General features: G+C 58.9%; 22 protein-coding genes. 7 read left to right on the top strand and 15 right to left on the bottom strand.

Annotated elements, in window-relative coordinates; all coding sequences use genetic code 11:
* Positions 1 to 4 precede the first annotated feature (4 nt).
* From M5C71_RS07695 to M5C71_RS07680, 4 genes are all read right to left on the bottom strand, one after another.
* Positions 5 to 718 carry an ABC transporter permease gene (locus tag M5C71_RS07695; RefSeq protein WP_248767574.1) on the bottom strand — a complete coding sequence of 238 codons (714 nt, stop codon included), beginning with the start codon at positions 716 to 718 and terminating at the stop codon, positions 5 to 7.
* On the bottom strand, positions 715 to 1,404 hold the full coding sequence (locus M5C71_RS07690; protein ID WP_248767573.1) for an ABC transporter permease: 690 nt from the start codon (positions 1,402 to 1,404) through the stop codon (positions 715 to 717). The genes M5C71_RS07695 and M5C71_RS07690 overlap by 4 nt, the downstream gene beginning before the upstream one ends.
* Positions 1,405 to 1,494: 90 nt before the next feature.
* Positions 1,495 to 2,283 carry an ABC transporter substrate-binding protein gene (locus M5C71_RS07685; RefSeq protein ID WP_103497575.1) on the bottom strand — a complete coding sequence of 263 codons (789 nt, stop codon included), beginning with the start codon at positions 2,281 to 2,283 and terminating at the stop codon, positions 1,495 to 1,497.
* Positions 2,284 to 2,348: 65 nt separating this feature from the next.
* Positions 2,349 to 3,518, bottom strand: coding sequence for a M20 aminoacylase family protein (locus M5C71_RS07680; protein ID WP_248767572.1), 1,170 nt, complete (start codon positions 3,516 to 3,518; stop codon positions 2,349 to 2,351).
* A gap of 85 nt (positions 3,519 to 3,603) precedes the next feature.
* Here M5C71_RS07680 and M5C71_RS07675 point away from each other — a divergent pair, with 85 nt between their 5' ends.
* Complete coding sequence (locus tag M5C71_RS07675) at positions 3,604 to 4,593, top strand: LysR substrate-binding domain-containing protein (protein ID WP_248767571.1); 990 nt, start codon at positions 3,604 to 3,606, stop codon at positions 4,591 to 4,593.
* Between the two features lie 129 nt (positions 4,594 to 4,722).
* Complete coding sequence (locus M5C71_RS07670) at positions 4,723 to 4,977, top strand: ribbon-helix-helix protein, CopG family (RefSeq protein ID WP_177099535.1); 255 nt, start codon at positions 4,723 to 4,725, stop codon at positions 4,975 to 4,977.
* 228 nt (positions 4,978 to 5,205) lie between these two features.
* Here the strand turns inward: M5C71_RS07670 and M5C71_RS07665 are convergent, their stop codons facing one another.
* Positions 5,206 to 5,484 carry a DUF3077 domain-containing protein gene (locus tag M5C71_RS07665; RefSeq protein WP_248767570.1) on the bottom strand — a complete coding sequence of 93 codons (279 nt, stop codon included), beginning with the start codon at positions 5,482 to 5,484 and terminating at the stop codon, positions 5,206 to 5,208.
* A 255-nt stretch (positions 5,485 to 5,739) separates the two neighbouring features.
* On the opposite strand from M5C71_RS07665, the gene M5C71_RS07660 reads away from it, so the two are divergent.
* A complete protein-coding gene (locus tag M5C71_RS07660) occupies positions 5,740 to 6,804 on the top strand; it encodes a hypothetical protein (RefSeq protein ID WP_103494600.1) in 1,065 nt (354 codons plus the stop codon).
* 134 nt (positions 6,805 to 6,938) lie between these two features.
* Complete coding sequence (locus M5C71_RS07655) at positions 6,939 to 7,811, top strand: DUF4087 domain-containing protein (RefSeq protein ID WP_103494599.1); 873 nt, start codon at positions 6,939 to 6,941, stop codon at positions 7,809 to 7,811.
* 54 nt (positions 7,812 to 7,865) lie between these two features.
* On the opposite strand, the gene M5C71_RS07650 is transcribed toward M5C71_RS07655, so the two are convergent.
* The 9 genes from M5C71_RS07650 to M5C71_RS07610 form a co-directional block, all read right to left on the bottom strand.
* Positions 7,866 to 8,513, bottom strand: a complete 648-nt coding sequence (locus tag M5C71_RS07650) for a VOC family protein (protein ID WP_248767569.1) — start codon at positions 8,511 to 8,513, stop codon at positions 7,866 to 7,868.
* 38 nt (positions 8,514 to 8,551) lie between these two features.
* The gene (locus tag M5C71_RS07645) at positions 8,552 to 9,079 is read right to left on the bottom strand and encodes a sterol desaturase family protein (protein WP_248767568.1); all 528 of its coding nucleotides are present in this window, start codon (positions 9,077 to 9,079) and stop codon (positions 8,552 to 8,554) included.
* 1,032 nt (positions 9,080 to 10,111) lie between these two features.
* Entirely contained in the window at positions 10,112 to 10,555 is a 444-nt protein-coding gene (locus tag M5C71_RS07640) for a TM2 domain-containing protein (RefSeq protein ID WP_100941372.1), read from the bottom strand.
* A gap of 461 nt (positions 10,556 to 11,016) precedes the next feature.
* Entirely contained in the window at positions 11,017 to 11,769 is a 753-nt protein-coding gene (locus M5C71_RS07635) for a porin family protein (protein WP_248767567.1), read from the bottom strand.
* Between the two features lie 237 nt (positions 11,770 to 12,006).
* Complete coding sequence (locus M5C71_RS07630; RefSeq protein ID WP_248767566.1) at positions 12,007 to 12,834, bottom strand: Kdo hydroxylase family protein; 828 nt, start codon at positions 12,832 to 12,834, stop codon at positions 12,007 to 12,009.
* A 250-nt stretch (positions 12,835 to 13,084) separates the two neighbouring features.
* Positions 13,085 to 13,873 carry a DeoR/GlpR family DNA-binding transcription regulator gene (locus M5C71_RS07625; RefSeq protein ID WP_177099525.1) on the bottom strand — a complete coding sequence of 263 codons (789 nt, stop codon included), beginning with the start codon at positions 13,871 to 13,873 and terminating at the stop codon, positions 13,085 to 13,087.
* Between the two features lie 94 nt (positions 13,874 to 13,967).
* On the bottom strand, positions 13,968 to 15,854 hold the full coding sequence (locus tag M5C71_RS07620) for a methyl-accepting chemotaxis protein (protein WP_152740993.1): 1,887 nt from the start codon (positions 15,852 to 15,854) through the stop codon (positions 13,968 to 13,970).
* Positions 15,855 to 16,115: 261 nt separating this feature from the next.
* Positions 16,116 to 17,393 carry an ATP-binding protein gene (locus M5C71_RS07615; protein ID WP_152741025.1) on the bottom strand — a complete coding sequence of 426 codons (1,278 nt, stop codon included), beginning with the start codon at positions 17,391 to 17,393 and terminating at the stop codon, positions 16,116 to 16,118.
* Between the two features lie 68 nt (positions 17,394 to 17,461).
* Positions 17,462 to 18,172 carry a response regulator gene (locus M5C71_RS07610; RefSeq protein WP_177099522.1) on the bottom strand — a complete coding sequence of 237 codons (711 nt, stop codon included), beginning with the start codon at positions 18,170 to 18,172 and terminating at the stop codon, positions 17,462 to 17,464.
* 170 nt (positions 18,173 to 18,342) lie between these two features.
* Between M5C71_RS07610 and M5C71_RS07605 the strand changes: the two genes are divergently transcribed.
* The 3 genes from M5C71_RS07605 to M5C71_RS07595 all read left to right on the top strand — a co-directional run bounded on the left by M5C71_RS07605 (position 18,343) and on the right by M5C71_RS07595 (position 20,979).
* Positions 18,343 to 19,131: a VacJ family lipoprotein gene (locus tag M5C71_RS07605; protein WP_103494591.1), complete on the top strand. Its 789-nt coding sequence runs from the start codon at positions 18,343 to 18,345 to the stop codon at positions 19,129 to 19,131.
* Positions 19,121 to 19,357 (top strand): hypothetical protein, encoded by a 237-nt coding sequence (locus M5C71_RS07600; RefSeq protein WP_103494590.1) that lies wholly within the window; start codon positions 19,121 to 19,123, stop codon positions 19,355 to 19,357. The genes M5C71_RS07605 and M5C71_RS07600 overlap by 11 nt, the downstream gene beginning before the upstream one ends.
* 221 nt (positions 19,358 to 19,578) lie before the next feature.
* A complete protein-coding gene (locus M5C71_RS07595) occupies positions 19,579 to 20,979 on the top strand; it encodes an amino acid permease (protein ID WP_248767565.1) in 1,401 nt (466 codons plus the stop codon).
* Positions 20,980 to 21,045: 66 nt separating this feature from the next.
* Here the strand turns inward: M5C71_RS07595 and M5C71_RS07590 are convergent, their stop codons facing one another.
* Positions 21,046 to 22,212 (bottom strand): MFS transporter, encoded by a 1,167-nt coding sequence (locus tag M5C71_RS07590; protein ID WP_247263162.1) that lies wholly within the window; start codon positions 22,210 to 22,212, stop codon positions 21,046 to 21,048.
* Positions 22,213 to 22,237 lie beyond the last annotated feature (25 nt).

Here is a 22,237-nt window from a genome sequence, read left to right as displayed (position 1 = left end):
GGGGTCAGTGCGTCCGGGGTTTGAGGTAGGCCAGCCAATGCAGCTCGCCACGTCGAAACAGCCAGATCAGGAAAAACGCGCTACCGGCATACAGAACCCCGGCAATGCCAAAGGCCGTGAAAGAGGCGTAGGTCGCCGAATTCACATCCCGGGCAATCTTCAGCAAATCGGGCACCGTGGCGGTGAACGCCACCGAGGTGGAATGCAGCATCAGAATCACTTCATTGCTGAACAGCGGCAGGGCCTGGCGTAACGCCGAGGGCAGGACAATCCGCCGATACAGCATGAAGCGGTTCATCCCGAAGGCGCGTGCAGCCTCGACTTCACCGTGGGGAACCGCCCTGATGGCGCCGGCGAAGATTTCGGTCATATAGGCACAGGTATTGAGCCCGAACGCCAACACCGTGCAGTTGAAGCCGTCACGGAAAAACGCGTTGAGGAAATCCTGCGATCGAATCACCGGCAAGCTGTACACCCCGGTGTAGAAGAACAGCAGTTGGATATACAACGGCGTGCCGCGAAACACGTAGGTGTAACCCCAGACCGGCAGGCGCAGCAGCGGATTGCGGCTGCCCCGGGCAAGCGATAACGGCACCGCCAACAAGAAGCCAATCAGCACTGCCAGAATGAGCAACCACAAGGTCACCGCCAACCCGGAAAAATACGGCCCGTCGCGCCACAGGTAAGCCTGCCAGTAGTCGCCGAGAATGCCGGTCATAGGGCTGCCGTCCTGACACCCACCGAGTAGCGGCGCTCAAGCCACATCAATACCCCGTTGGACACGGTGGTAATGGCGAGGTAGATCAGACCGCCGACCAGGGTGAAGTAGAAGAACTGTAGTGAGCCCTTGCCCGCATCCTGCGTGGCCTTGACCACATCCGTCAGGCCGATGATCGAGACCAGCGCCGTGGACTTGATCAACACTTGCCAGTTGTTGCCGATTCCCGGCAGCGCGTGACGCAGCATTTGCGGGAACAGCACCTTGCGAAAGGTGCTCCAGCGGCTCATGCCATAAGCCCGTGCAGCTTCGAGCTGACCAGCCGGAACGGCCTGGAATGCGCTGCGAAACGTCTCGGTAAAGTAGGCCCCGTAAATGAACGCCAAGGTGACGACACCGGCCAGGAATGGGTCGATATCGACCTGGCCGACGCCCAGCCAATCGGTCATCCGGTTGAGCAACATTTGCAGGCTGAAGAACAGCAACAGCATGATCACCAGATCCGGCATGCTGCGAATCACCGTTGTATAACCGGTGGCCAGTGCTCGCAGTAAACGATTGGAGGATAACTTCGAACTGGCGCCGAGCAGCCCTGCCAGAACGGCGATCGAGAGCGACCAGAGCGCCAGTTTGAGGGTGACCAGGGTACCCAGCAAAATCTGCGGGCCAAAGCCTTCCAGGAGCATTTCACTCTCCTTGTTTTTATTAGAGTGAGGTGAAGGGGATGCTGTAACGGAGCGGTGCGCACGACCGCTCCATTCAAGGTAGCGAGGGGCTTATTTCGCTCCGTAGACGTCGAAATCGAAGTACTTTTTATTGATCCGCGCGTAAGTGCCATTGGCCAGAATCGTCGCCAGGGCCTTGTTCAGATCTTCGCGCAACTCGACATCGTTCTTGCGCAAGCCGATGCCATCGCCGACACCGAAAAAGGTCGGATCATCCAGGGTCTCCCCGGCAAACTCATAGTCCTTGCCCGCCGCGGTGCCGAGAAAGCCGTAACTGGCTTGAATGGCGCCTTGTAGCGAGGCATCGAGTCGGCCCACCACCAGGTCGGCGTAGACCTGGTCCTGATTCTGATACGACAGAACGTCCACGCCCTTCGTCCCCCAGACGGCTTTGGCAAAGGCCTCCTGGGTCGAGCCCTGCTCCACGCCGATGCGCCTGCCCTTGAGTGACTCGAGGGTCGGCAGCAGCCCCGATCCGCGCTTCACCACCAGCCGCGCCGGCGCATTGGAGACCTTGTCGGTAAAGGCGATCTGCTCCTGGCGCTTGGGCGTCACGGTCATCGACGACGCCACCGCGTCGAACTTGCGCGCCAGCAGCGCCGGGATCATCCCGTCCCAGCTGCTTTCCACCCAGACACAGTGGGCTTTCAGCTCGGCGCAGAGTGCTTCGGCGATATCGACGCCAAAGCCGGTCAGGGAACCGTCCTTGTTCTTGTATTCCAACGGTGGGTACGTGGGATCGACACCCAGCTTCAAGGTTTTACCGGACCAGTCGGCCGCGCCGGCCAGGCTGGAGGCCGTCAGGAAAACCAGGGATACAGCCGCAATCATCTTGTTCATTGTTATTTTCCTCTTCAGACCAGAGACGATGTTTCGTACAGACTGACGCGCGAAAAGACGGCGTCTCAACTCAGGAAACGCTCGACCAACTTGACCCAGTAGCTCGCCCCGATCGGCAGGCAGGCATCATTGAAGTCGTAGCCGGGGTTGTGCAACTGGCAGCCGCGCTCGCCCTCACCGTTGCCGATCACCAGATAGCTGCCGGGGCACTTTTCCAGGATGAAGGCGAAGTCCTCACTTGCGGTGAAGGGCCGCAGGTCGTCGATCAGTTGCTCCTCACCCAACCAGTCCAGGGCGACCTCGCGGGCGAACGCGGTTTGCTCGGGATGGTTGATCAATACCGGATGACAATGCTGGTAGTCGATCTCGGCGCGGGCGCCGAAACTGGCAGCCTGGCCCTGGACCAACTCGGTAATCCTGACTTCGAGCAAGTGGCGGATCTCAGGCGTCAGCGCCCGCACGCTCAGGCTCATCCGGGCGCTGGACGGGATGACATTCGACGCACTACCGGCATGCAGGGAGCCCACCGTGATAATCGCCATTTCCTGTGGATTGACGTTACGCGAGACGATGCTTTGTAGCGCCATCACAATGGACGAGCTGACCACCACCGGATCGACCGCCTTGTGCGGCACGGCGCCATGGCCGCCACTGCCGATAATGGTGATCGTCACCGTGTCGGCCGACGCCATGAACGGTCCGCTATAGAAGCCCAGGTGCCCGACGGGATAACCCGGCACGTTATGCATGGCAAAGATCGCGTCACACGGAAAACGTTCGAGCAGGCCCTCCTCCAGCATTTTCCGCGCACCGCCCAGCCCTTCTTCGGCCGGTTGGAAAATCACTTGCAGGGTACCGTTGAACGCCCGGGTGTGGGCCAAGTGCCTGGCGGCGGCCAACAAGGTTGCCGTATGACCGTCGTGGCCACAGGCATGCATGACACCGTCGATCCGGCTGGCATAGGGCAGGCCGCTGGTTTCCTGAATCGGCAGTGCATCCATGTCGGCACGCAAACCGATGGAGCGGCCTTCGCCGTTTTTCAGGGTACCGACGACACCGGTCTTGCCGACGCCCGTGCTGACCTGAAAACCCCATTGGCTCAAGCATTGGGCAACACACTCGCTGGTGGCGAACTCTTCGAAACCCAGCTCGGGATGCGCGTGAATGCTGTGACGCAACGCGATCATTTCATCCTGTATCGCTGCAATACCAGGCAGGACATGGCCGGCATCCATTGTTGTACCCCTTCGACGAGATCTGAGCGGTTGATGGGGTGGATCTTAGGGAAGGGACTCCGGGCTGGGGAGACGCAGTTTGGTTATGATGACAACCATGAGTTGTCACCAGGGTGAGCGGATGAAACTGCATCAATTACAGGCACTGATTGCCAGTGCTGAAACCGGCAGTATCCGGGCGGCGGCGCGTTCGCTGGATATTTCCCAGGCCGCGGTGACCAAAGCGCTACGCGAGCTTGAAACCAGCCAGCAGCTACCGCTGTTCACTCGAACACCCAGCGGCCTGAGCTTCACCGAATACGGCAAGGTTTTGCTGACTCACGCCCGATTGGTGATCAAACAGTTGGAACACGCGCAAACCGAACTCGATCACTTGCGTGGCAAGGCTCAGGGGCGACTGTGTGTCGGGGTCACGCCCTGGATTGCGCTGACTTTCTTGCCCGAAGTGGTGGTGACCTTTCGTGAGCAAATGCCGGAGATTCGCCTGGAGTTGTTCGAAAGCCTGATGGCGGTGGCCCAGCCGCTGTTGCGCGATGGCAGCATGGATTTTGCGATTGGCCAGTTGCACCCGACGCAATCGGCCCAGGAGTTTGCCAGCGAAATTTTGCTGGATTACCAGACGTCGGTGCTGGTCCGTCAGGGCCATGCCCTACAGGGCGCGCGATCGATTCACGAACTGCTGGAACAGGACTGGACGCTGAACTATGCGCCGGACGGGCACGATGGGCTGATGCAGGAGTTGTTCTGGCAGCATGGCGCGCAGATCGATGAAAAACGCATCGTCCGTGCTCATTCGCTGGCTATTTTGCAGATGATGGTCGAGCGGGCTGATATGTGCACCTGGGGGCCATCGATTGTGAGTATGGCGCCGCCCTTTCTTGGTCGATTGGTTTCCCTGGGGCTGAAGGAACAGTTCGAACCGAGGCAGTTGAGCATCGTGACACGCCGCAATGGCGCGCTGAGCAAGCCGGCACAGTGCTTCACGGATTGCCTGTTGCAGGTCATCCGGCGTCATGCTCGCTCGGCGAAAAAGGAAGATCGGCAGCTTTTTGAAACCTTACGGCTGAGACTGTGAGCCCCAACCCGTATTACTGTTTAAGGCAGACGGATCGCTCGTCCGGCCATTCAGCTAACGGTTGAAATGTATGCCTCCATGGGCATACAGCCACATCACTTGTATACCTCTGCCGATGAGAACCTAATTATGGATTCCCCCTTGCTGTCATTTCGTGTCGACGAGGTGTTGGTCGAACAACTCGATCAGTTGTCAGCAGCAACGGACCATGATCGCCAGGACCATCTTAACCGCGCCTTAATCCGTTATCTTGAGCCCGAGTCACGGCACCTCAATGCAATTGCCGAGGGTATCGCCGACGCTGAGGCCGGTAACCTGACAGATCTGCAAACCATCAAGGCCAAGTGGGCGAACCGTGCCAACGGCCGGATGCAAGAGAATTAGCTCTATCCAAACTCCCGTTCAGAGCCCCTTACCGCGTGATTCATGGAGAAAATCCAGATCTTGTGCATCCTTCACCAACGCACGTAGCACGTAGCACGTAGAAGATTGGTGATTGCGGCTATTGCCGAATACACACCTGTGGGAGCCGAGCTTGCTCGCGAAGAACGATAACGCGGTGAGTCTGCCAACACTCACCGCCAGTCTGGACCTCAACCGGACGTCACCCGCCTACACTGACGCCCCGCGCAACATCCCCTGCGTCAGATCATCGATGACCGCCTTACCCATCTCGCCCAGGTAATGCGATGCCCAGGCATAGCGTTCGCCGTCAGTTTCCAGTGCAGCATCGAGGGAGAGTGCTTTGGCGCAATAGAGCAGCAAGGACGCGTGCTCCATGGCTTCCTGCATGGGAACGCCGGGGTTTACGCGGAACAGTTCACGGCCTTGGGAGCCGCATTGGGAAAAGGTGATGACGCCCAGGGTTTTGTTTGAGGGTGGGCTGCTCATTGGGCACCTCCGGCGAATGCGTGGGTACCGAGGGTTAGAACATACAACGTGGATCCGTCAAAAACGCTCATACGCTTGGCTCCTAATGTGAGAGAGCTACCACGTTCGTTTCCAGGCGAATGGAGGCAGCTGACACTCTCAATGCCGGTTCGTGAAACAAGGATAAACCGCATGCTCTCTCCCGGACTGGACCAGATAGTGGCACTTCAGTAGCATCGCCGCCTTTCTTCCATATCCGTCAGCCAGGGATGACTAATGCCGGTTCTGTCACTGTTTCCATCACGCTTGTTAACCACCACAACCCTGCTGCTATCGGCGCTACTCGGAGGTTGCAGCGTCAACGGCACTTACCCGGACGCCACGGACCCAGACGCCGCCAAGCTGCGTTTCATCGCCAATACGCAAAACGCCACGCTCGATTACTTCGATGCCGAGCATTGCGACGGGCAAACCACCGGTATTCTCAACAACCTGCTTCTTGGCGATACCAAGCGACGTGCCGACATGAGTATCGCGCCGCCGGAAAACGCCAGGGGCTATCTGGAAATCAAACTCAAGCCCGAACACGAAACCCTTCTGCGGATCCATACCCAGAACGGTTATTCGGTTTGTGGCAACAGCATCAATCTCAAGCCTGAACGCAATGCCGAATACGAGCTGACCTTCGATTCCGGGAAGGGCCAGTGCAGCAGCCAGTTACAACGGGTCCGCAAGATCAATGGCAAGGAGCAGCGCAGTCCCGTCCTGGTCTTTGAAAAAGGCCTCCCGGCCTGTGTCGGGCGCAACGTGATGTTCCCGAAACCACCGGAACCATTGCCGGACACTCCCCATCGCCTGGAACTGATAGGCCGGATTATCGACAACAGCCTTATTCCAGCCATGAAACCCGACCCGGCTGAAATCGCCAAGAGCGCGGTCTCCGCGGAAAAAATCGACGGTTTGATCGCCGAGCGCAAGGCCAAGCTGGGTTTCACCCTGCCGGACGACTATTGGACCTTGTATCGCCAGAATCTCCAGGCCTTCGATGCAGAAGCTGCCCAGCGCAAAGAGCGGACCTTGCAGCTTTACAAGGACGAGTACCTTCTGCGCCTGCGTCGGTTGAAGGATGAGGACCTGGAACAACGGGCGCAGCCCGAAGACAAGTCAGCCAAATCGACCAACGTGGCCGCGCTCGAAGAATACAAGTCGATGACTCTCTACTATTTCGGCGCCAGCAAACGGGTCATGCTGGAAACCATCGACCACCATCTGGAGCGGATGGCGCAGATGGATGCGCATTACGGCGTCTGCGAGCGTTACGCCGATTGCTGGAGACGCTGAAACCCGAGGCCTCGCGGCAGGGCTCACGCACGCACTGCGGCGAGAAAAGCCCAGCATTCGCTATCATCACCTATGCTTTCAGCGACCACTCCAGTGCACTACCACCACGTGATGAACACAGACAAGGACGCTCCATGCCCCGCCTCTCCCTCGGCCAGCTCTCCCTACTCACTCTCGTGTTCACCTGCGTGATCCTGCCGGCCCAAGCCGCCGACAAGGTCGAACGTCGCTGCGGCTGGTTCGAAAACCCGACCGCGGCGAACGCCACCCTCACCGACCGTGATGGCACCTGGGAAATCGCCACCCAGGGTGGCTACCAGGCCGAAGGCGACTGGCCACAGTTCAGCGATGCGCAATGGGTGCGTACCAACGGGCATTACGGCTACGGCTGTGGCTGCATGACCGCCAGCGCCGATCCCCAGACCCACCGCTTGAACCACCTCACCAACGCCGTCGCCCGCCCACTGGCGGCCTGCCGCAACGATGCGACCTTGCACGAGCCGGCCAATCCGCTGGCGCCACGACCACCCGATGTGCCGGCCTCGGCCAAAACTATGAAGCCCTACCAAGCCACCGGCTTCAGCTTCAACTACCCGAAGGGTTGGAAGGTCAGCAAGAACAAGGAGTGCCTGAACCTCAATCAGCCAAAGACCCAGACCAACGAGGAATACACCCTCAACCTCTGTGTCCAGCACGGCACGCTGCAACAGGCCGCCGACAGCATGATCTTTTCCCAGGAAGACGGCGTCTGGATGCGTAGCGCCGGCATGGACTCGCCCAGCCCCGTCGACATTATCGAAGGCCCCGGATGGAAAGGCATGCAGACGACCCAGACCTGTGGTGTTGGTGACCAAGAGACCGGCTTTCATGCCGCCGGAGGCACTTGTCTGATGGCCATTGTCTACAACGCCAAGACGCAGTTGCTGTTCGATACCGTGGGTTACTATCAGGACTTCGACACGATTGGCGCAATCATTCGGTCGGTTCGGTTTGACGAGAAGCAGTAGAAAGCACGCGCCCCATAAGTGATGTCCGGTGGCCACAGCAGATCCGAGTGCGAATCACGCACCCGAAATCGGCAATGTTTTTAAACCACCGGGTGTTTGAATATGAGCGACCAGATACGGAGTTGAAGCGCCTTCGAGCCCGTGAAGATAAACCGGCCCCGAAAAGTTCATGGCCGCCAGAATCGCCCTGACTTTTTCTGGATCAGTATGAAAGACATCCAAAGCCACTAGAGAACAGCCTTTGTCTTGCAGCGTACTTGCGGGATGAGTCGTCTGTTCCCATTGAATCAGGGTAGGAGCTGCCCCTCCCAAAGGAAGGCTTCCGTCCGCGGGTATTGTTATCTGCCAGGACAATGTTCCTCTGCTCATGGGTTCGACATCTCCGACGATGTCGTGGCAATAAGCGCCGACAGCATGGATATCATCGGTTCGCGCAACCCATGTCGCCAGGCGTGCCGGAGAGTCGGGCGCAAGTTGATCAAGACCGAACCAGCGAGGCCGGCTGGGGCGCTCAGCAGATGGATCAAGGGCAATCACTTCCAGATAGAGCTCGGGACCAAGGCGAAGCAGCCGATTGTGAGTGCCCATGCGTGGATGGGCTCCGCCCGGTTGAAGGTCGACGCCCAGCGAATCAGTGACGAACGCGCAGCCGGTATCGAGGTCCGGCGCCACGATAGCCAGGTGATCGATTGTGCTTTTCACGCGATCAACTCCTTCAAGAGATTTTTTACGCCCCGGCTTTATTCAGCCTCACTCGCACTATCACCCCGCCAAACTGAAGGACACCCTTCCTCTTCGCGCTCAGTCACTTCACGGGACTCACGCAATTGCCTCTTCAGCGTGCGCAGTGACGGCGCGTACAGAAAGCCGAACGACACACTGTTCTTGCGCCCCTTCACCGCATGATGCAACAAGTGCGCTTGATACAGGCGCTTCAAATAGGGATGACGCGGCCGCGGCCGAAATGGCCAGTAGCGGTGGACAACGCCGTCATGCACCACAACATAGATGATTCCAAACACCGCCACTCCGGCACCGATCCACTGCAGCGGGTCGTATCCGCTATTGCCCAGCACGATCAGGGTGATGGCCACCGCCGCCAATACCAGCAGGTAGATGTCGTTGGTCTCGAAGGCGCCCAGGTGCTCCTCATGATGGGAGCGGTGCAGAAACCAGCCCCAACCGTGCATGACGTACTTGTGCGCCAGGTAGCCGACCCCTTCCATGGCCATCAGGGTGCAGAGAAACAGGGCAACGTGGGTAATCATGGAACGCCGTGAGCTCGCAGGTACGTCGGAAAGGCGGCTGGAAAATGCTTGAACCGTGCTCAAGCATACCTCGATAGGCGGGTAAATCGAATGCGATGAGTGATTTGGTGTCCGACTTTCTCGGAAGTCGCTGGCTTTGGCGAGGAAGGAGACGGCCCAACAGCCGCCCCTGGGATCAGAATCAAAACCTGCCCCGACTGAAACCGGGGCAGGCCACTTCAATAACCCTTACCGCTGGTTATCATAGTGATCCCGTAGAAACTCATACAGGTGATAAACCCGTAATAAGTTAACTACGAGGCTCCAGGTACGTCGAAGAATCTTGGACATACATTGACCCCAAAGTGGGCCAAACCTCCAGCATGCTTACCGGAACACGCATACCTTCGAGAACTACGTTATCAGTCTCGGTGAGGTGGCCAGGCTGATGGCCTCCTGAGCCAATCCGGCACGGGTTACTAAGCCGTGTCAGAAGGTCCAAAATGCGCGCGCTGGCTTGGCCACTTCAAAAAGTCTTTTTAACGAAAGAGCCATGAAATCATACCCTAGCTCGAATATGGAGTTAAAAGCAAAAAGTGTTACTTACCAGGAAAACCTCAATCAAAATATTTCAGGCCTTCGCCACTTCTAAACACTTGGAAACATAATGAACTGTTACCAGACTTGCGTGAAAAACATGGCTCCAGTAAAGTCAGGACACGTTATCAGTCTCTGTGAGATGAGCAAGCCGGTTCCACATCCAGCTTGCGGAAAAAACCACCCTACTAAGGTGGTTTTTTTTCGCCTCGACTTATCCGGCAGCGACCACATCGCAGCTCACTCGCCCTCAAAACCAGGGCATGCCCGAGGGCACCGCCCAGCCCGACGGCCATCGCGAGGAAGCGTGTTTTTAGGAAATATCGAGAGGGTAAGGCACAGCAGCTATACAGACAGGACATTCTTCAATCGAACAGGAGCACCCAACGTGCCCCTGCCCACCGGCGCCAACGCCGACAACCAACCCGGACTCACTCAAGCCCAGGGATCAGTGACTCAGAACCAGCCGCGTTTACCAACTACATAAGTCTGCTCGAAGTCATCTTCGGACTTGAGCAGGTAGATGATGAATTCAACAAAGGCGACAATACTGATCACGATCGACGGGATACCCAGCAGCAGCCAGCCGAACAGGAACACCAGCAGCATGATCACGCCCTGGACGTTGTAACCCAGGTAGAACTTGTGCACGCCAAAGGCACCGAGAAAGAACGCCAGCAGGGCCGCCGGGATCTTCTTGGAGTTGCCGCTCGCCGCAGCGCCGTCGGCGAAGATGGCTTCGGCAAACGCACCATTGCTGGCGAAGTCGACGCGCGCGCCGGCCTTGGGCAGTACCGCGGCTTTCCACTCGACCACGTCGAAGGTGTAACGGTTGCCGTCATCACCGGAAATAATGCCGTTACGGGTGTTGGTGTCGTAACTCAGGATCTTGCCTTTCATTTACAGCTCCTTGGGAAGAACGGGACAGGGGGATGCGGGATAGTGTTCAGGGGATTAAAGGCAGGGAAATCACTTTTTCCGGACACCCCGAACCTGCGCGAACGCTCCATCGACAATCGCCGAGCAGCGCTCGTCGACATCAATCAATACGGTCGGGTGTTTTTTCAGGTTTGAGTAGTTGGACCGACAGGCCATCGCTCGTCCTTGAAAAGTGACTACCGGACAAAGCTGAAATCGATCAGCACGTCGTCGGCAGTTTCACTGCGTATTCCTTAACCGCTATGAAGGCCTGAGTCGCTGGCGCGTGGAGAGGGCCAGTAGCAGAGGGCTTTGGGGAGGAAAACTACTATTTCGCTAGCCCGGCGTCTAGAGGGGACAGGAAGGAATGGGGCATTGCGGGTAAAAGTGCGGCAACCGCCGGGATAAAAAGCGCGGGAGCCATGGCTCCCGCGCTTCATGCATCAGAACGCGATACCGACCTTGGCACCGTACTCGTCAATCTTGAGTTTGGTGTTGTCCGCCAAGTCGGAATCACCATCCAGTTTGAACTCGGTGTGGGTGTAATAAACGCCCGCGACAATCGGCAACGAACTTTGCTGGTTGAACAGGAAGTTCACTTCGGCATAAGGGTTGGTATGGTCCTTCAGGTCCACCGTATCGGAGCCTTCGCCAGCGACCCTGATCTGCCCCTCGCTGCCAATACTGCGGCGCACGCCCGCTTCGATGCGCATCGTCGCGGCATCGAACTGATGGTTGTAGCCCAGCGCGGCCTTGGCAAACGGCGAACGGCCGGTGAGCTTGATGTCGTAGTCGGCGGAGTCGGGCTCGTAGCGGGTCCAGCTGTAACCGCCACCCACGATCACATCAAAGAAGTTGTGCGAGTCCAGCGCCGCACGCCAGCCAAGGTCGAGGTCGCCCTGGCCTTCCTTGAGTTTGTTGTCATCATTCTTGCCGTACTTCACTTCAACACCGGCCTGGTAGATCAGGCCGGATTCGGCAGTCATCTTGTTGCCGAAGTTATAGAACAGGCCACCAGTGGGCATATGACTTTTCTCGGACTGACTGCCGCCCTCCAGCTTGAAGTGGCTGTAGCTGCCCAGGACGCCGAGTTGGGAAATAGGGTCGGTGGAGGGGGCCGCCATCGCGATCATCGGGGTGGCGATCACTGCCAGGGCCGAGGATTTGATGAACAGGTGAGTCAGACGATTGAACATAAGCACTACTCCATTAGGGTGTAAACGTGAAGAATCCGGTGGTCTATGAACAGGAAAATGATCATTTGGTTCAAAAAACATTGAGCAAATGTTCATATTTCCGTCATTTTTCTAACTCAGGCAAAAAGCAACGCGCACGCTCTACCCTGCGGCATGCCGGGTAGACGCCAATATTCGCGAGGGGGGTGCACAGCCGAGTACCCAGTCGGCCGCGCACAAGTCAGCCAGTGCGAAGCCTCAAACCAAAGGCCGCCCCATCATCCGTGTCAGGATCGCCAAAGGATTGGACTGAGGGTCGTACTGCTTGTCGGCAGGTATGTGCAGGGTCTGCTCAAGCATGTACTGACCGGACATGACCGCATGGGGCACCTGGTCCGAGAAACACACCCAGACCGAGCCGGCGGCAAAGGGCATCGTCACCTGCTCAGCGGTTTCCTGATAGGTCTGATCGCCCTTCATGCCGTCATGCAACTGCAACATCAGGTGGTCATATTCGCTGCGGTATGACTTGGTGATGTGCAACGCCTTCAACAGGCTGGCCTGCCAGGCCGCATAGGGTTTGGCCCGTGGCAGGAACTTGCGGGCGACCGTTTCGAAAGGCTCGCCGACACGCCACACCCGCGGCACACCCTCGGGATTGATGTTGCTGAACACCCGCAGAATCCGCTCGCCATAGTTGGGACGCGAAGGAAAGGCGTCGACATGCAGGCGACGATCATCCGCACGCCAGGACTGGGCACGGGTCTCGACCTGCATCGGACGGTAGCTGGTAGGTGCCAGGCGCAAAGCACCCTGGTAGCGGGGCAGCAGCGAGTACACCAGCGTCTGCGCCTGCTCACGGAAGCGTCCGATCATCTCGGTCAGCGCCTGTTGCACGGCAGCATCGCCTTCGGCGCCCTTGAGGTGATTATTCGCATCCAGGCTGATATTACGAGCCTTGGGTGAGCGAATATCCGGACGGAGCAAGGGCTTCTCTTCTTCCCGCAGTTCAAACGACAACCGGGGGAAATAAAGCACCTTGCCCGCTTCCAACGCAGCGATCCAGTCCGCGTTCACTTCAGGCATCCGCCAATCGGCGAAATCGATGCCTATTATCTGAGAATCCATTTCCTCAGGGGGCCTCTTTGTGGAGTAGGCCTGCAATGATGCGGCGAGCCGACCGACCATTGCAATGTTTTGTTACCTCTGATTACAAGATGTCGCTCCCAAGAGGGCTCAGCTAGAGGCCTCAACGACCTACGCGGGCGGTTCTGCAGAGCCCGGAAATCCTGACTCAGGCGACAGACGGTGAGCTGTGTCCGGCAACGTCTTTCTCTCAAACCTCCAACTGCACGACCTCGATCCCCAGGCGCCGGTAAGCCTGAATATCCCCCGACGGCACAAAGTGCTCGGTCAGCATCGTCTGCAAGCGCGTACAAGGCGCCACCACAAACGGTTCCACGGCCCCGAGCTTGTCGGCCGTGGTCACCGCCACCACATGCGAGGCGCTGTCGAGCATGGCCTGTTTCACGGCGACTTCGTCGTAATGCAGGGAGGTAATCCCCATCTCCGGGTGAATCGCGCAAACGCCGGTAAACAGCAGGTCGGCCTTGATACCCTGGATCAACCGCACCGCCTCATGCCCGCCAGAGGCCATGGTCGCCGGGTTGAGCTTGCCGCCCGCGAGGATCACGGTAATGCCCGGATGTTCAGCCAGGGTCATGGCGATCATCGGCGAACAGGTGACGGCGGTGATCGACAGCCCGGACGGCAGCGACTGGGCAATCTGCAAGGTGGTGCTGCCGGAGTCGAACAGCACGATCTGCCCCGATTCGACCCGACGGGCGGCCATTTTCGCCAACTGGGTTTTCACTTCATTGGGTTCGGCGACCCGGGTGAAGTAGTCCTTGCCGGTGTCCTTGGGACGCGGCAACGCACCGCCATGGACCCGCTGCAACAGCCCGGCCTGGGAGAGCTCGGCAAGGTCGCGGCGAATGGTGTCTTCCGACACCGCGAAATGCTGGCCCAACTCCGAGGCCATGACCTTGCCATCCCTTTCGAGCAACAACAGGATCTTTTGCCGCCGCAAATACGGCAATTCCGAAGCTTGGTGAACGCTATGCATGTTTTCGCCTGAGTCTGCATGTTTGTGCCGACTTATACGAGACTTCCGGGCGAATAGCAACTCAGGGCGAAGGGGCTCTCAGGCAAAGCGCACCTCAAATACGGAAGCCGCTGACCAGTTGCTCCAACCGAGCCGTCTGCTCCTCCAGGTCGGAACAGGCCAGCAGCGTGGCATTGAGGTTCTCCACCGCATCCTTGTTCAAGGTGTCGATCTGGGTGATGTCCATATTGATCGCCTCGACCACGGCGGTCTGCTCTTCGGTGGCGGCGGCCACCGACTGGTTCATCCCGTCGATCTCGCCGATACGCCGGGTGACCTGCCCCAGATGCTCGCCGGCCTGATTGGCAATGGCCACGCTCTCCGCGCTGTATTGCTGACTCTCGGCCATGGTCCGCACCGCCTGCCGGGAACCGACTTGCAGTTCCTCGATCATCCCGTGGATCTGCTGGGCCGAGGCCTGGGTTCGTCCGGCGAGGTTACGCACCTCATCGGCGACCACCGAGAAACCGCGCCCCGACTCGCCGGCACGGGCTGCTTCAATGGCGGCATTGAGTGCCAACAGATTGGTCTGCTCGGAAATCGCCTGGATCACCTTGAGTATCTGGCCGATGCTCGAAGTGTGGCTATTGAGCTGCTCGATCCGCGCGCTGGAGGAAAGGATCTTGGCCGACAGTTCATTCATCGCCTGGATCGAGCGCTCGACCACCCGCCGTGCCTCATCCGCCGTGTCCCGCGCATCGGAGGCGCCTTGTGAGGCATCCGCGGCATTCACGGCGATCTCCTGGGCCGCGGCACCCAGTTGATTGATGGCCGCCGCGACACTGCTGGTGCGATGGGACTGGTTGTCCGAGTTGCTCATCGAGGCGTTGGAGGCGTTGACCACCCGGCTGGCCACCTGGCTCAAGCGGGCGGTGGTCGAGGCCACTTCGCGGATCGAACCGTGGATACGCTCGACAAAACGGTTGAAGGCCCCGGCCAGGTTGCCGAACTCGTCACGCGACTGGATCGGCAAACGCTGCGTCAGGTCGCCATCACCCTGGGCAATGTCCTCCAGTGCACGGGTCATATGGTGCAAGGGTTTCATCAACAATCGGATCAACAGGCTGAGCAGGACAAAAGTGATGGCCAGCAGCACGACGGTGGCGATCACCACAGAAAGACGAAACTTGGCCAATGCCGCGTAGGCTTTATCCTTGTCGACGGCCAGGCCCACCGACCATTTCACCGAAGGCAGGCCCTGCACAGGCATGAACGTCAGCAACTGCGTGCTGCCCGCCTGATGCACCTCGGTCAGATCGGCGCCGATCCGCGCCGGCTCCATACCGTAGATATCACGCAGGTTCTTGGTGACCAGGGTCTTGTCGGGGTGCACGAGGATATTGCCGTCGGCACTGACCAGAAAGGCATAACCGATGCCGCCGAAATCCTGGGCATTGATCATCCGGGCCATCTTGTCCAGGCTGATATTGACCCCAAGCACACCCAGAACCTGGTCGCCAGACTTGATCGGCGCCGCCTCGCTCATGACCAGATAGTCGCTGCCCACGCCGATATAGGGTTCGGTCAGGATCGGACCGTTTTTCACCGCATCCGAATACCAGGGCCGCTGGCGGGGATCGTAGCCGTCGGGCATGACCCGTTCCGGGAAAATGTCGAAGGCGCCGTCACGCGTCGCCCTGTAGCTGGCGACAAAGGTCGAAGTGAGCGCAGGCTGCTGAAGCAGAGTACGGACCTTTTCCTTCGCGGGGTCGAGCGCGATGACCTGGGCCATGGCGTCCACCAGCAGCAAACGATCGCTCAACCAGGTTTGAATATTCTGGGCCAGGACCTGCCCGGTAGTGTGCAAGTTGTTCTCGATATTCCCACTGATTTCATTGCGCTGTTGATAATCGCCATACAGTGCGAACACCGCAAAGACCACAACAACCACGGTAGAAACGGCGAGCAGGATCTTTTGACTGAACTTCAAGCGCATATTCATGGTTTTGGCTACTGCACAATGGAGGGCTTTTTGTTTGGTTTTATATCAAGGCAGGGCAAAACAATGGGCAGGGCGAAAATCACCCTTAATGGAGAAAGTTTCAGTGTTAGTTAAAAGACTGTCAAACAACAAATATCCGGGGGCTGGCATCAAAAAAACTGATCGCCCCTGGAGTTACAGTGTTCTCTTTACCGTTGTATGAAGTTGCCAAGATTTTATTTGTGAAAGGACGTGATAACAAACACATCCTCCGGGCACCACCTACAAGGCCCCTTGCACCGGCAATGCCACCAGGGCGATCAACCCGCCATCAGCCCGATTGCTCAGGATCAGCGCCCCCCCCTGTTCCAGCACAATCGCCCGCGCCGCCGACAACCCCAGTCCGACACCACCGGTGCTCTTGTTACGCGAACTCTCCAGCCGGAAGAACGGTTCGAACACCTGCTCAAGGTAATCCGCGGCGATGCCCGGCCCACGATCCTGCACGCGGATCAGCAGCCGTTCTCCGTCCGGTTCCAACTCGATCGATGGCTCACGACCGTATTTGATGGCGTTATCCAGCAAATTGCCGATGACCCGCTTCAACCCCAGCGGCCGCCCGAAATATACCCATCTGGACGGTCCCACGAAGTCGACCTCAATCCCCTGGTCGCGATAATCGTCCACCAGGGTTTGCAGCAACTCCGCCAGGTCGAAGGACGTTGCCTCTTCCAGGCGCGCATCGTCACGGAAGAACTCCAGTGCCGAGTTGATCATCGCCTGCATTTCATCGACGTCGCGAAACAAGCGCTGCTGTTGTTCCTCATCCTCGATGAACTCACCGCGCAGGCGCATGCGGGTCAAAGGCGTGCGCAGATCATGGGAAATGGCCGCGAGCATCTGCGTGCGGTCCTTGATGAAATGCTGCAACTGGGCCTGCATGGCGTTGAAAGCGAGGATCGCCTGACGGATTTCATGGGGCCCGACCGGCTCCACCGGCGGTGCCCGGAAGTCAACGCCAAAACGCCGTGCGCCCTGGGCAAATTGTTGCAGGGGCCTGGCCAGGCGGCGGGTGGCGATCAGCGTGACGACAGCGGTGGAAATCAGCACCAGTACGATCACGATCAGCCCACGCGGCCCCTCCTCCAGCCCCCAACTGCGTGAGGCGGCGGAAAACATCAGCCAGGAGTCATCGTCCAACTGGATCAGCAAGGCATAGCGCCCACCTGGGCCTGGCCAGTCGGAGGGCCGATAGGCCTCGATCCGGCGGTTCGGCGCATTGAGAGCCCGGCGTATGGCCTCCGATCCCCGACCCCGGACTTCTTCGACGATTTTTGGCTGGGCGATATCCTGACGGTCGAGGTACCAGTTCACCTGCATATTCGGATCGCTGACCACCGCCGCCAGACGCGCACGCTGCCCGGGGTCGGAAGCTTCGATCACCCGACTGATGGAGGCGATCTTCTCCAGCAGGCCGGTCTCGATCAGGGAGGGATAGGCCCAGACTCCGGCCAGCTTGACGAACAGCGCGTTGAACCCCAGCGCCGTGAGCATGGCCATCAGGATGGTCAGGGCGATCCAGCGTGCCACCGTGTCCTTGGGGCGATAACGCCCGGCTCCGAAGCGGCTCACTGGCGTGTCACATCAGGGGTGAACAGATAGCCGCCATTGCGCACTGTGCGAATCATCGCCGGGCGCTTGGTATCGAACTCCAACTTGCGCCGCAGGCGGCTGACCTGGACATCGATGCTGCGGTCGAACGCGTCATGGCTGTGCCCGCGCGCCAGGTCCAGCAGTTGCTCGCGGGTGAGAATGCGCTGGGAATGCTCGACAAATACCAGCAGCAGATCGAATTCCCCCGCCGACAGCGGGATCATCACCTGATCCGGCGAACGCAGTTCACGCCGGGTCAGGTCCAGTTGCCAGTCGGCGAAGCGGATCAGCGGGCGCGGCACTTCACCGGTCAACGGTCGGCTTTCCCCCGCCCGGCGCAAGACCGCCCGGACCCGCGCCAGCAACTCGCGGGCATCGAAGGGTTTGCTCAGGTAATCATCGGCGCCCATTTCCAGGCCCACCACCCGGTCGCTCAACTCGCCCATGGCGGTCAGCATGATCACCGGAGTGGCGTATTGCCGACGCAGGCGCTGGCACAGCATCAGGCCGTTCTCTCCCGGCAGCATCAGGTCGAGGATGATCAGGTCCGGGGCCTGGCGCTCCAGCGCGGCCCACAGCGCAGCACCATCAGCGGCGACTTCCACCGTGTAGCCGTGCAACACAAAAAATTTCTTCAGCAGGGCAAGGACCTCGAGGTCGTCGTCCACGATCAACAGACTGCTCACCGGCGGCCATCACTCGAAGTGGGAAAGAGCTCCATCTAAAACCATTCGCCGCGCTCCGTCATATATTTCAATGCGGTAACAAACTGTCAGCGCAGCAATAAAGCAGACATCTTTGCGCAAGGCGCGGCTGCCAGCATCAGCCTCCCGTATTTCGCAGAGACCGTTTGCCCATGCCCCCGCTCAAGTGTTCGCCCGCCCTGCTCCGTCACGCCGCGCTGTTGCTGACCGTTTCGTACCTGGCCGGCTGCAGCAGCTCGGCCCCGGTGGCGAGCGCCAGTTGCGCGCAAGTCGACCATCCAGTGTTCGACCCGGCCCAGCGGGTCAATCGGGGAATTTTCGCCTTCAACCAGGTCGTCGATGACTATGCCCTGGCCCCCGTGGCCCGTGGGTATCTCCACCTGCCGAATTTCTTCCAGCGGGGTGTGCATAACTTCACCACCAACTTTGGCGAGCCCAAGGTCTTCGTCAACGACTTGCTGCAAGGCAACCTGAAACGTTCGGCCACGACCCTGGGGCGTTTCACGGTCAACACCACCCTCGGCGTGGCGGGTCTGATCGATGTCTCGGACCCGATGGGCATCCCCCGCCACACCGCCGACTTCGGCCAGACTTTTGGCGTATGGGGCATCGGCAACGGGCCCATCGTCGAGCTGCCGCTGCTGGGCACCGGCAACGCCCGCGACGCCGCCGGGCGTGTTCTGGGGCTTGCCTTCAACCCCTTCGGCACCCACAGCGACACCGTCAAGACCCTGGAGACGGTCAACCTGGTCGGCGGTGTGATCGACCAGCGTGCCGAACTGCTGCCGCTCACCGACAGCCTGAAAAAGCTGCCGGACTACTACAGCGCCCTGCGTAATGTCGTCGCCGAACATCGCGCGGCTTTCGTGCAGGAAGGCAAACAGGGCAGCACCCAGCCTGAGAAGGACCGCTGCCAGGGAGCCGCCCAGGATGGTTTCTGAACAGCGGGCATTGATCCTTGAGCAACGGGTGAGCAAGCGCGCCGATACTGACCTGCACTGCCATGAAGTCAGCCTGCGGCTGTCGGACGATCGGCGCCACCTGATCCTCAGTCACTACACCGAGCACTACAGCCCGCAAGGCTCGCAATGGGTCGAACGCCATCAGCAGGTGGCCATGGACGATCTGTTGCGCTGGCTTGCCCACCGGGCGGAGCAAGGCGCCTGACCTGGCGCCCTTCTCATCGACCTCGAGTGTGAACCCGGCACCCTCGAGGCTTGCCACGCTCCTACAGTTTCTTCTCTATTTACCCCTCGAACCCGCGTAATACTTGAGCCCCGCACCTTCGGGATTTAATATCCACGCCGCTTATGTCGAGCATCAGTACCGGTTGCACGCCTGGCCCGCTCAGGTCGACACCGAGAAGAAAAACTAGAGAAGGTGAAGCAATGACGGGTGAAAACCTGACACCGGGTTTGCTCAAGCGCGGCCTGAAAAACCGCCATATCCAGCTGATTTCCCTGGGCGGGGCCATCGGCACCGGGCTGTTCCTGGGTTCTGCCGGCGTACTCAAGTCCGCGGGCCCGGCAATGATTCTCGGTTATGCGATCTGCGGTTTCGTCGCGTTCCTGATCATGCGCCAGCTCGGCGAGATGATCGTCGAGGAACCGGTGGCCGGCTCGTTCAGCCACTTCGCCCATAAATACTGGGGCGGCTACGCCGGCTTTCTCTGCGGCTGGAACTACTGGGTGCTCTACGTACTGGTGGGCATGGCCGAACTCACGGCCGTCGGCAAGTACGTGCAGTTCTGGTGGCCCGATGTACCGTCCTGGGTCAGCGCGGCGGTGTTCTTCGTGCTGGTCAACCTGATCAACCTGACCAACGTCAAGGTGTTCGGCGAAACCGAATTCTGGTTCGCGATCATCAAGGTCGTAGCGATCATCGGCATGATCGCTCTCGGTTGCTACCTGCTGATCAGTGGCACCGGCGGCCCGCAAGCCTCGGTCAGCAACCTGTGGAGCCACGGCGGGTTCTTCCCCAACGGTTTCAGCGGCCTGCTGATGGCGCTGTGCTTCATCATGTTTTCCTTCGGTGGCCTGGAGCTGGTGGGCATCACCGCCGCCGAGGCCAGCGAGCCGCGCAAGGTGATTCCCAAGGCGATCAACCAGGTGGTGTTGCGGATCCTGATCTTCTACGTCGGCGCCCTTACCGTGCTGTTGTCGCTGTACCCGTGGGACCAGTTGCTGACCACCCTCGGGGCTTCCGGCGACGCCTACAGCGGCAGCCCGTTCGTGCAGATCTTCGCCCTGATCGGCAGCGACACGGCGGCGCAGATCCTCAACGTGGTGGTGCTGACCGCCGCCCTGTCGGTCTACAACAGCGGCGTGTACTGCAACAGCCGCATGCTGTTCGGCCTGGCCGAGCAAGGCGATGCACCGAAATCCCTGATGAAACTGAACAAGCAAGGCGTGCCAGTACGGGCGATTGGGGTTTCGGCGCTGGTGACCTTGCTCTGCGTGGTGGTCAACTACGTGGCCCCCCATGAAGCGCTGGAGTTGTTGATGGCGCTGGTGGTGGCTTCGTTGATCATCAACTGGATCGTGATCAGCCTGACCCACCTGAAATTCCGCAAGGCCATGGAACAGCAAGGCGTGGTCCCGGGCTTCAAGGCGTTCTGGACACCGTTCAGCAACTACCTGTGCCTGGCTTTTGTCGCGCTGATCCTGGTAGTGATGCTGATGATTCCGGGGATCAGTGTCTCGGTGTATGTGATGCCGTTTTGGGTGTTGTTCATCTATGGCTTGTACCGGCTGCGGCTGGCCAAGGGCCGGATGCGTACCGTCAGCTGAGACGCTGGCTTGATAGACGACTTGAACACTCAGGGGACCGCAAGGTCCCCTTTTTGTGGCACCGAGTTATAGAGAACTTTCTTTCTGCACTTCTGCGGCAGTGCCAAATAGAAAGCCCGACGTCAAAACCAGGAGTACGAAGGCGATCAGAAAAAACCAGACGCCCGAGCTTCCGATCAAGCCGGCAATGATCGGCATCGTGACAAACATGATGATCTTGCCCACCGTGGCAAACCCCGAAAGAAAGGTTGAGCGCAGGTGAGGGGGTGCCATTTTCACAATAAAAGCGCCACTGAGCGACGACAGCAAACTGCATGAAAAGAATGCCAGCACCAGGTACAGCACCACCAGGCTCGGAATGACAAAACTCAACGCCATGACCAGCACGGTCGCTACAAGCCCAAGGTAGGAAATCACTTTCAACCAGGATGTGCCGTGGAGGGATTCAATGACTTTTCCTGACAAGGACTGCGCCATCAGAACGACAAAGAACACCGCCCCCAGTAGCACGCCCAACGGCAGATTGCCGTGTTCGATATCGGCCAACACCTGCCAATACTGAATCAGCGACTGCAGCACCAGACCGTAGCCTAGCGCCAGGAGAATCACTGCCTGCCCCACCTGCCCGTTCTGCCTGAACACCTCCCTCATACTGGCCATATCGGCTTTCAAGCGCCCCATCATTGCGCGATCTTTGGGCGCTTTAAAAAAGTTGTCCGAGGGCAGGAACCAGGTAATGAGCAAGACCACCGACATCAGCAGCGCCGCCATGAACCAGGCTAGCCTTGGCTCCAGCGTAAACACGCCGGCTCCCAGCAAAGAGGCGATCCCCATGAAGAAGAACTGATTTTTCTGATAGCGGGCAAATATCGTCACGGCCTGGTGATCGGCCCCCTCGCTTTTCGACACATCATACAAATAGGCACTGAAGGTGCCTGACATCATCCCGAGCGACAGCGCATTAAAAAATTCCGCCAGGAGAAAGCCATAGAAGCCCTCGCTGATCCCGGTCAACGCCAGCCAAATCGCTGAGAAAAGCACACTCAACGCAATGGAAAACTTTCGACTGTAGTGATCGGAAAAATAAGAAAGTGGAATATCGATAAAGACGATGACCGCCGCCTGAAATGACTTCAACAGACCGATCTGCGGTAGGCTCAAACCGGCGCGAATCAAATAGGCGACGGAGAAGGCGCCGATCAGCATTCGCACACAGGCGTAGGCGATACCCACGATGTGTACCGTCAAGGTAGGTGAG

Origin of the sequence: Pseudomonas sp. MWU12-2345 (assembly GCF_023242385.1) — a bacterium.
Taxonomy (GTDB): domain Bacteria; phylum Pseudomonadota; class Gammaproteobacteria; order Pseudomonadales; family Pseudomonadaceae; genus Aquipseudomonas; species Aquipseudomonas gingeri_D.
The sequence above is the reverse complement of the archived record's forward strand: the minus strand, read 5'-3'. Positions and strand labels throughout refer to the sequence as shown.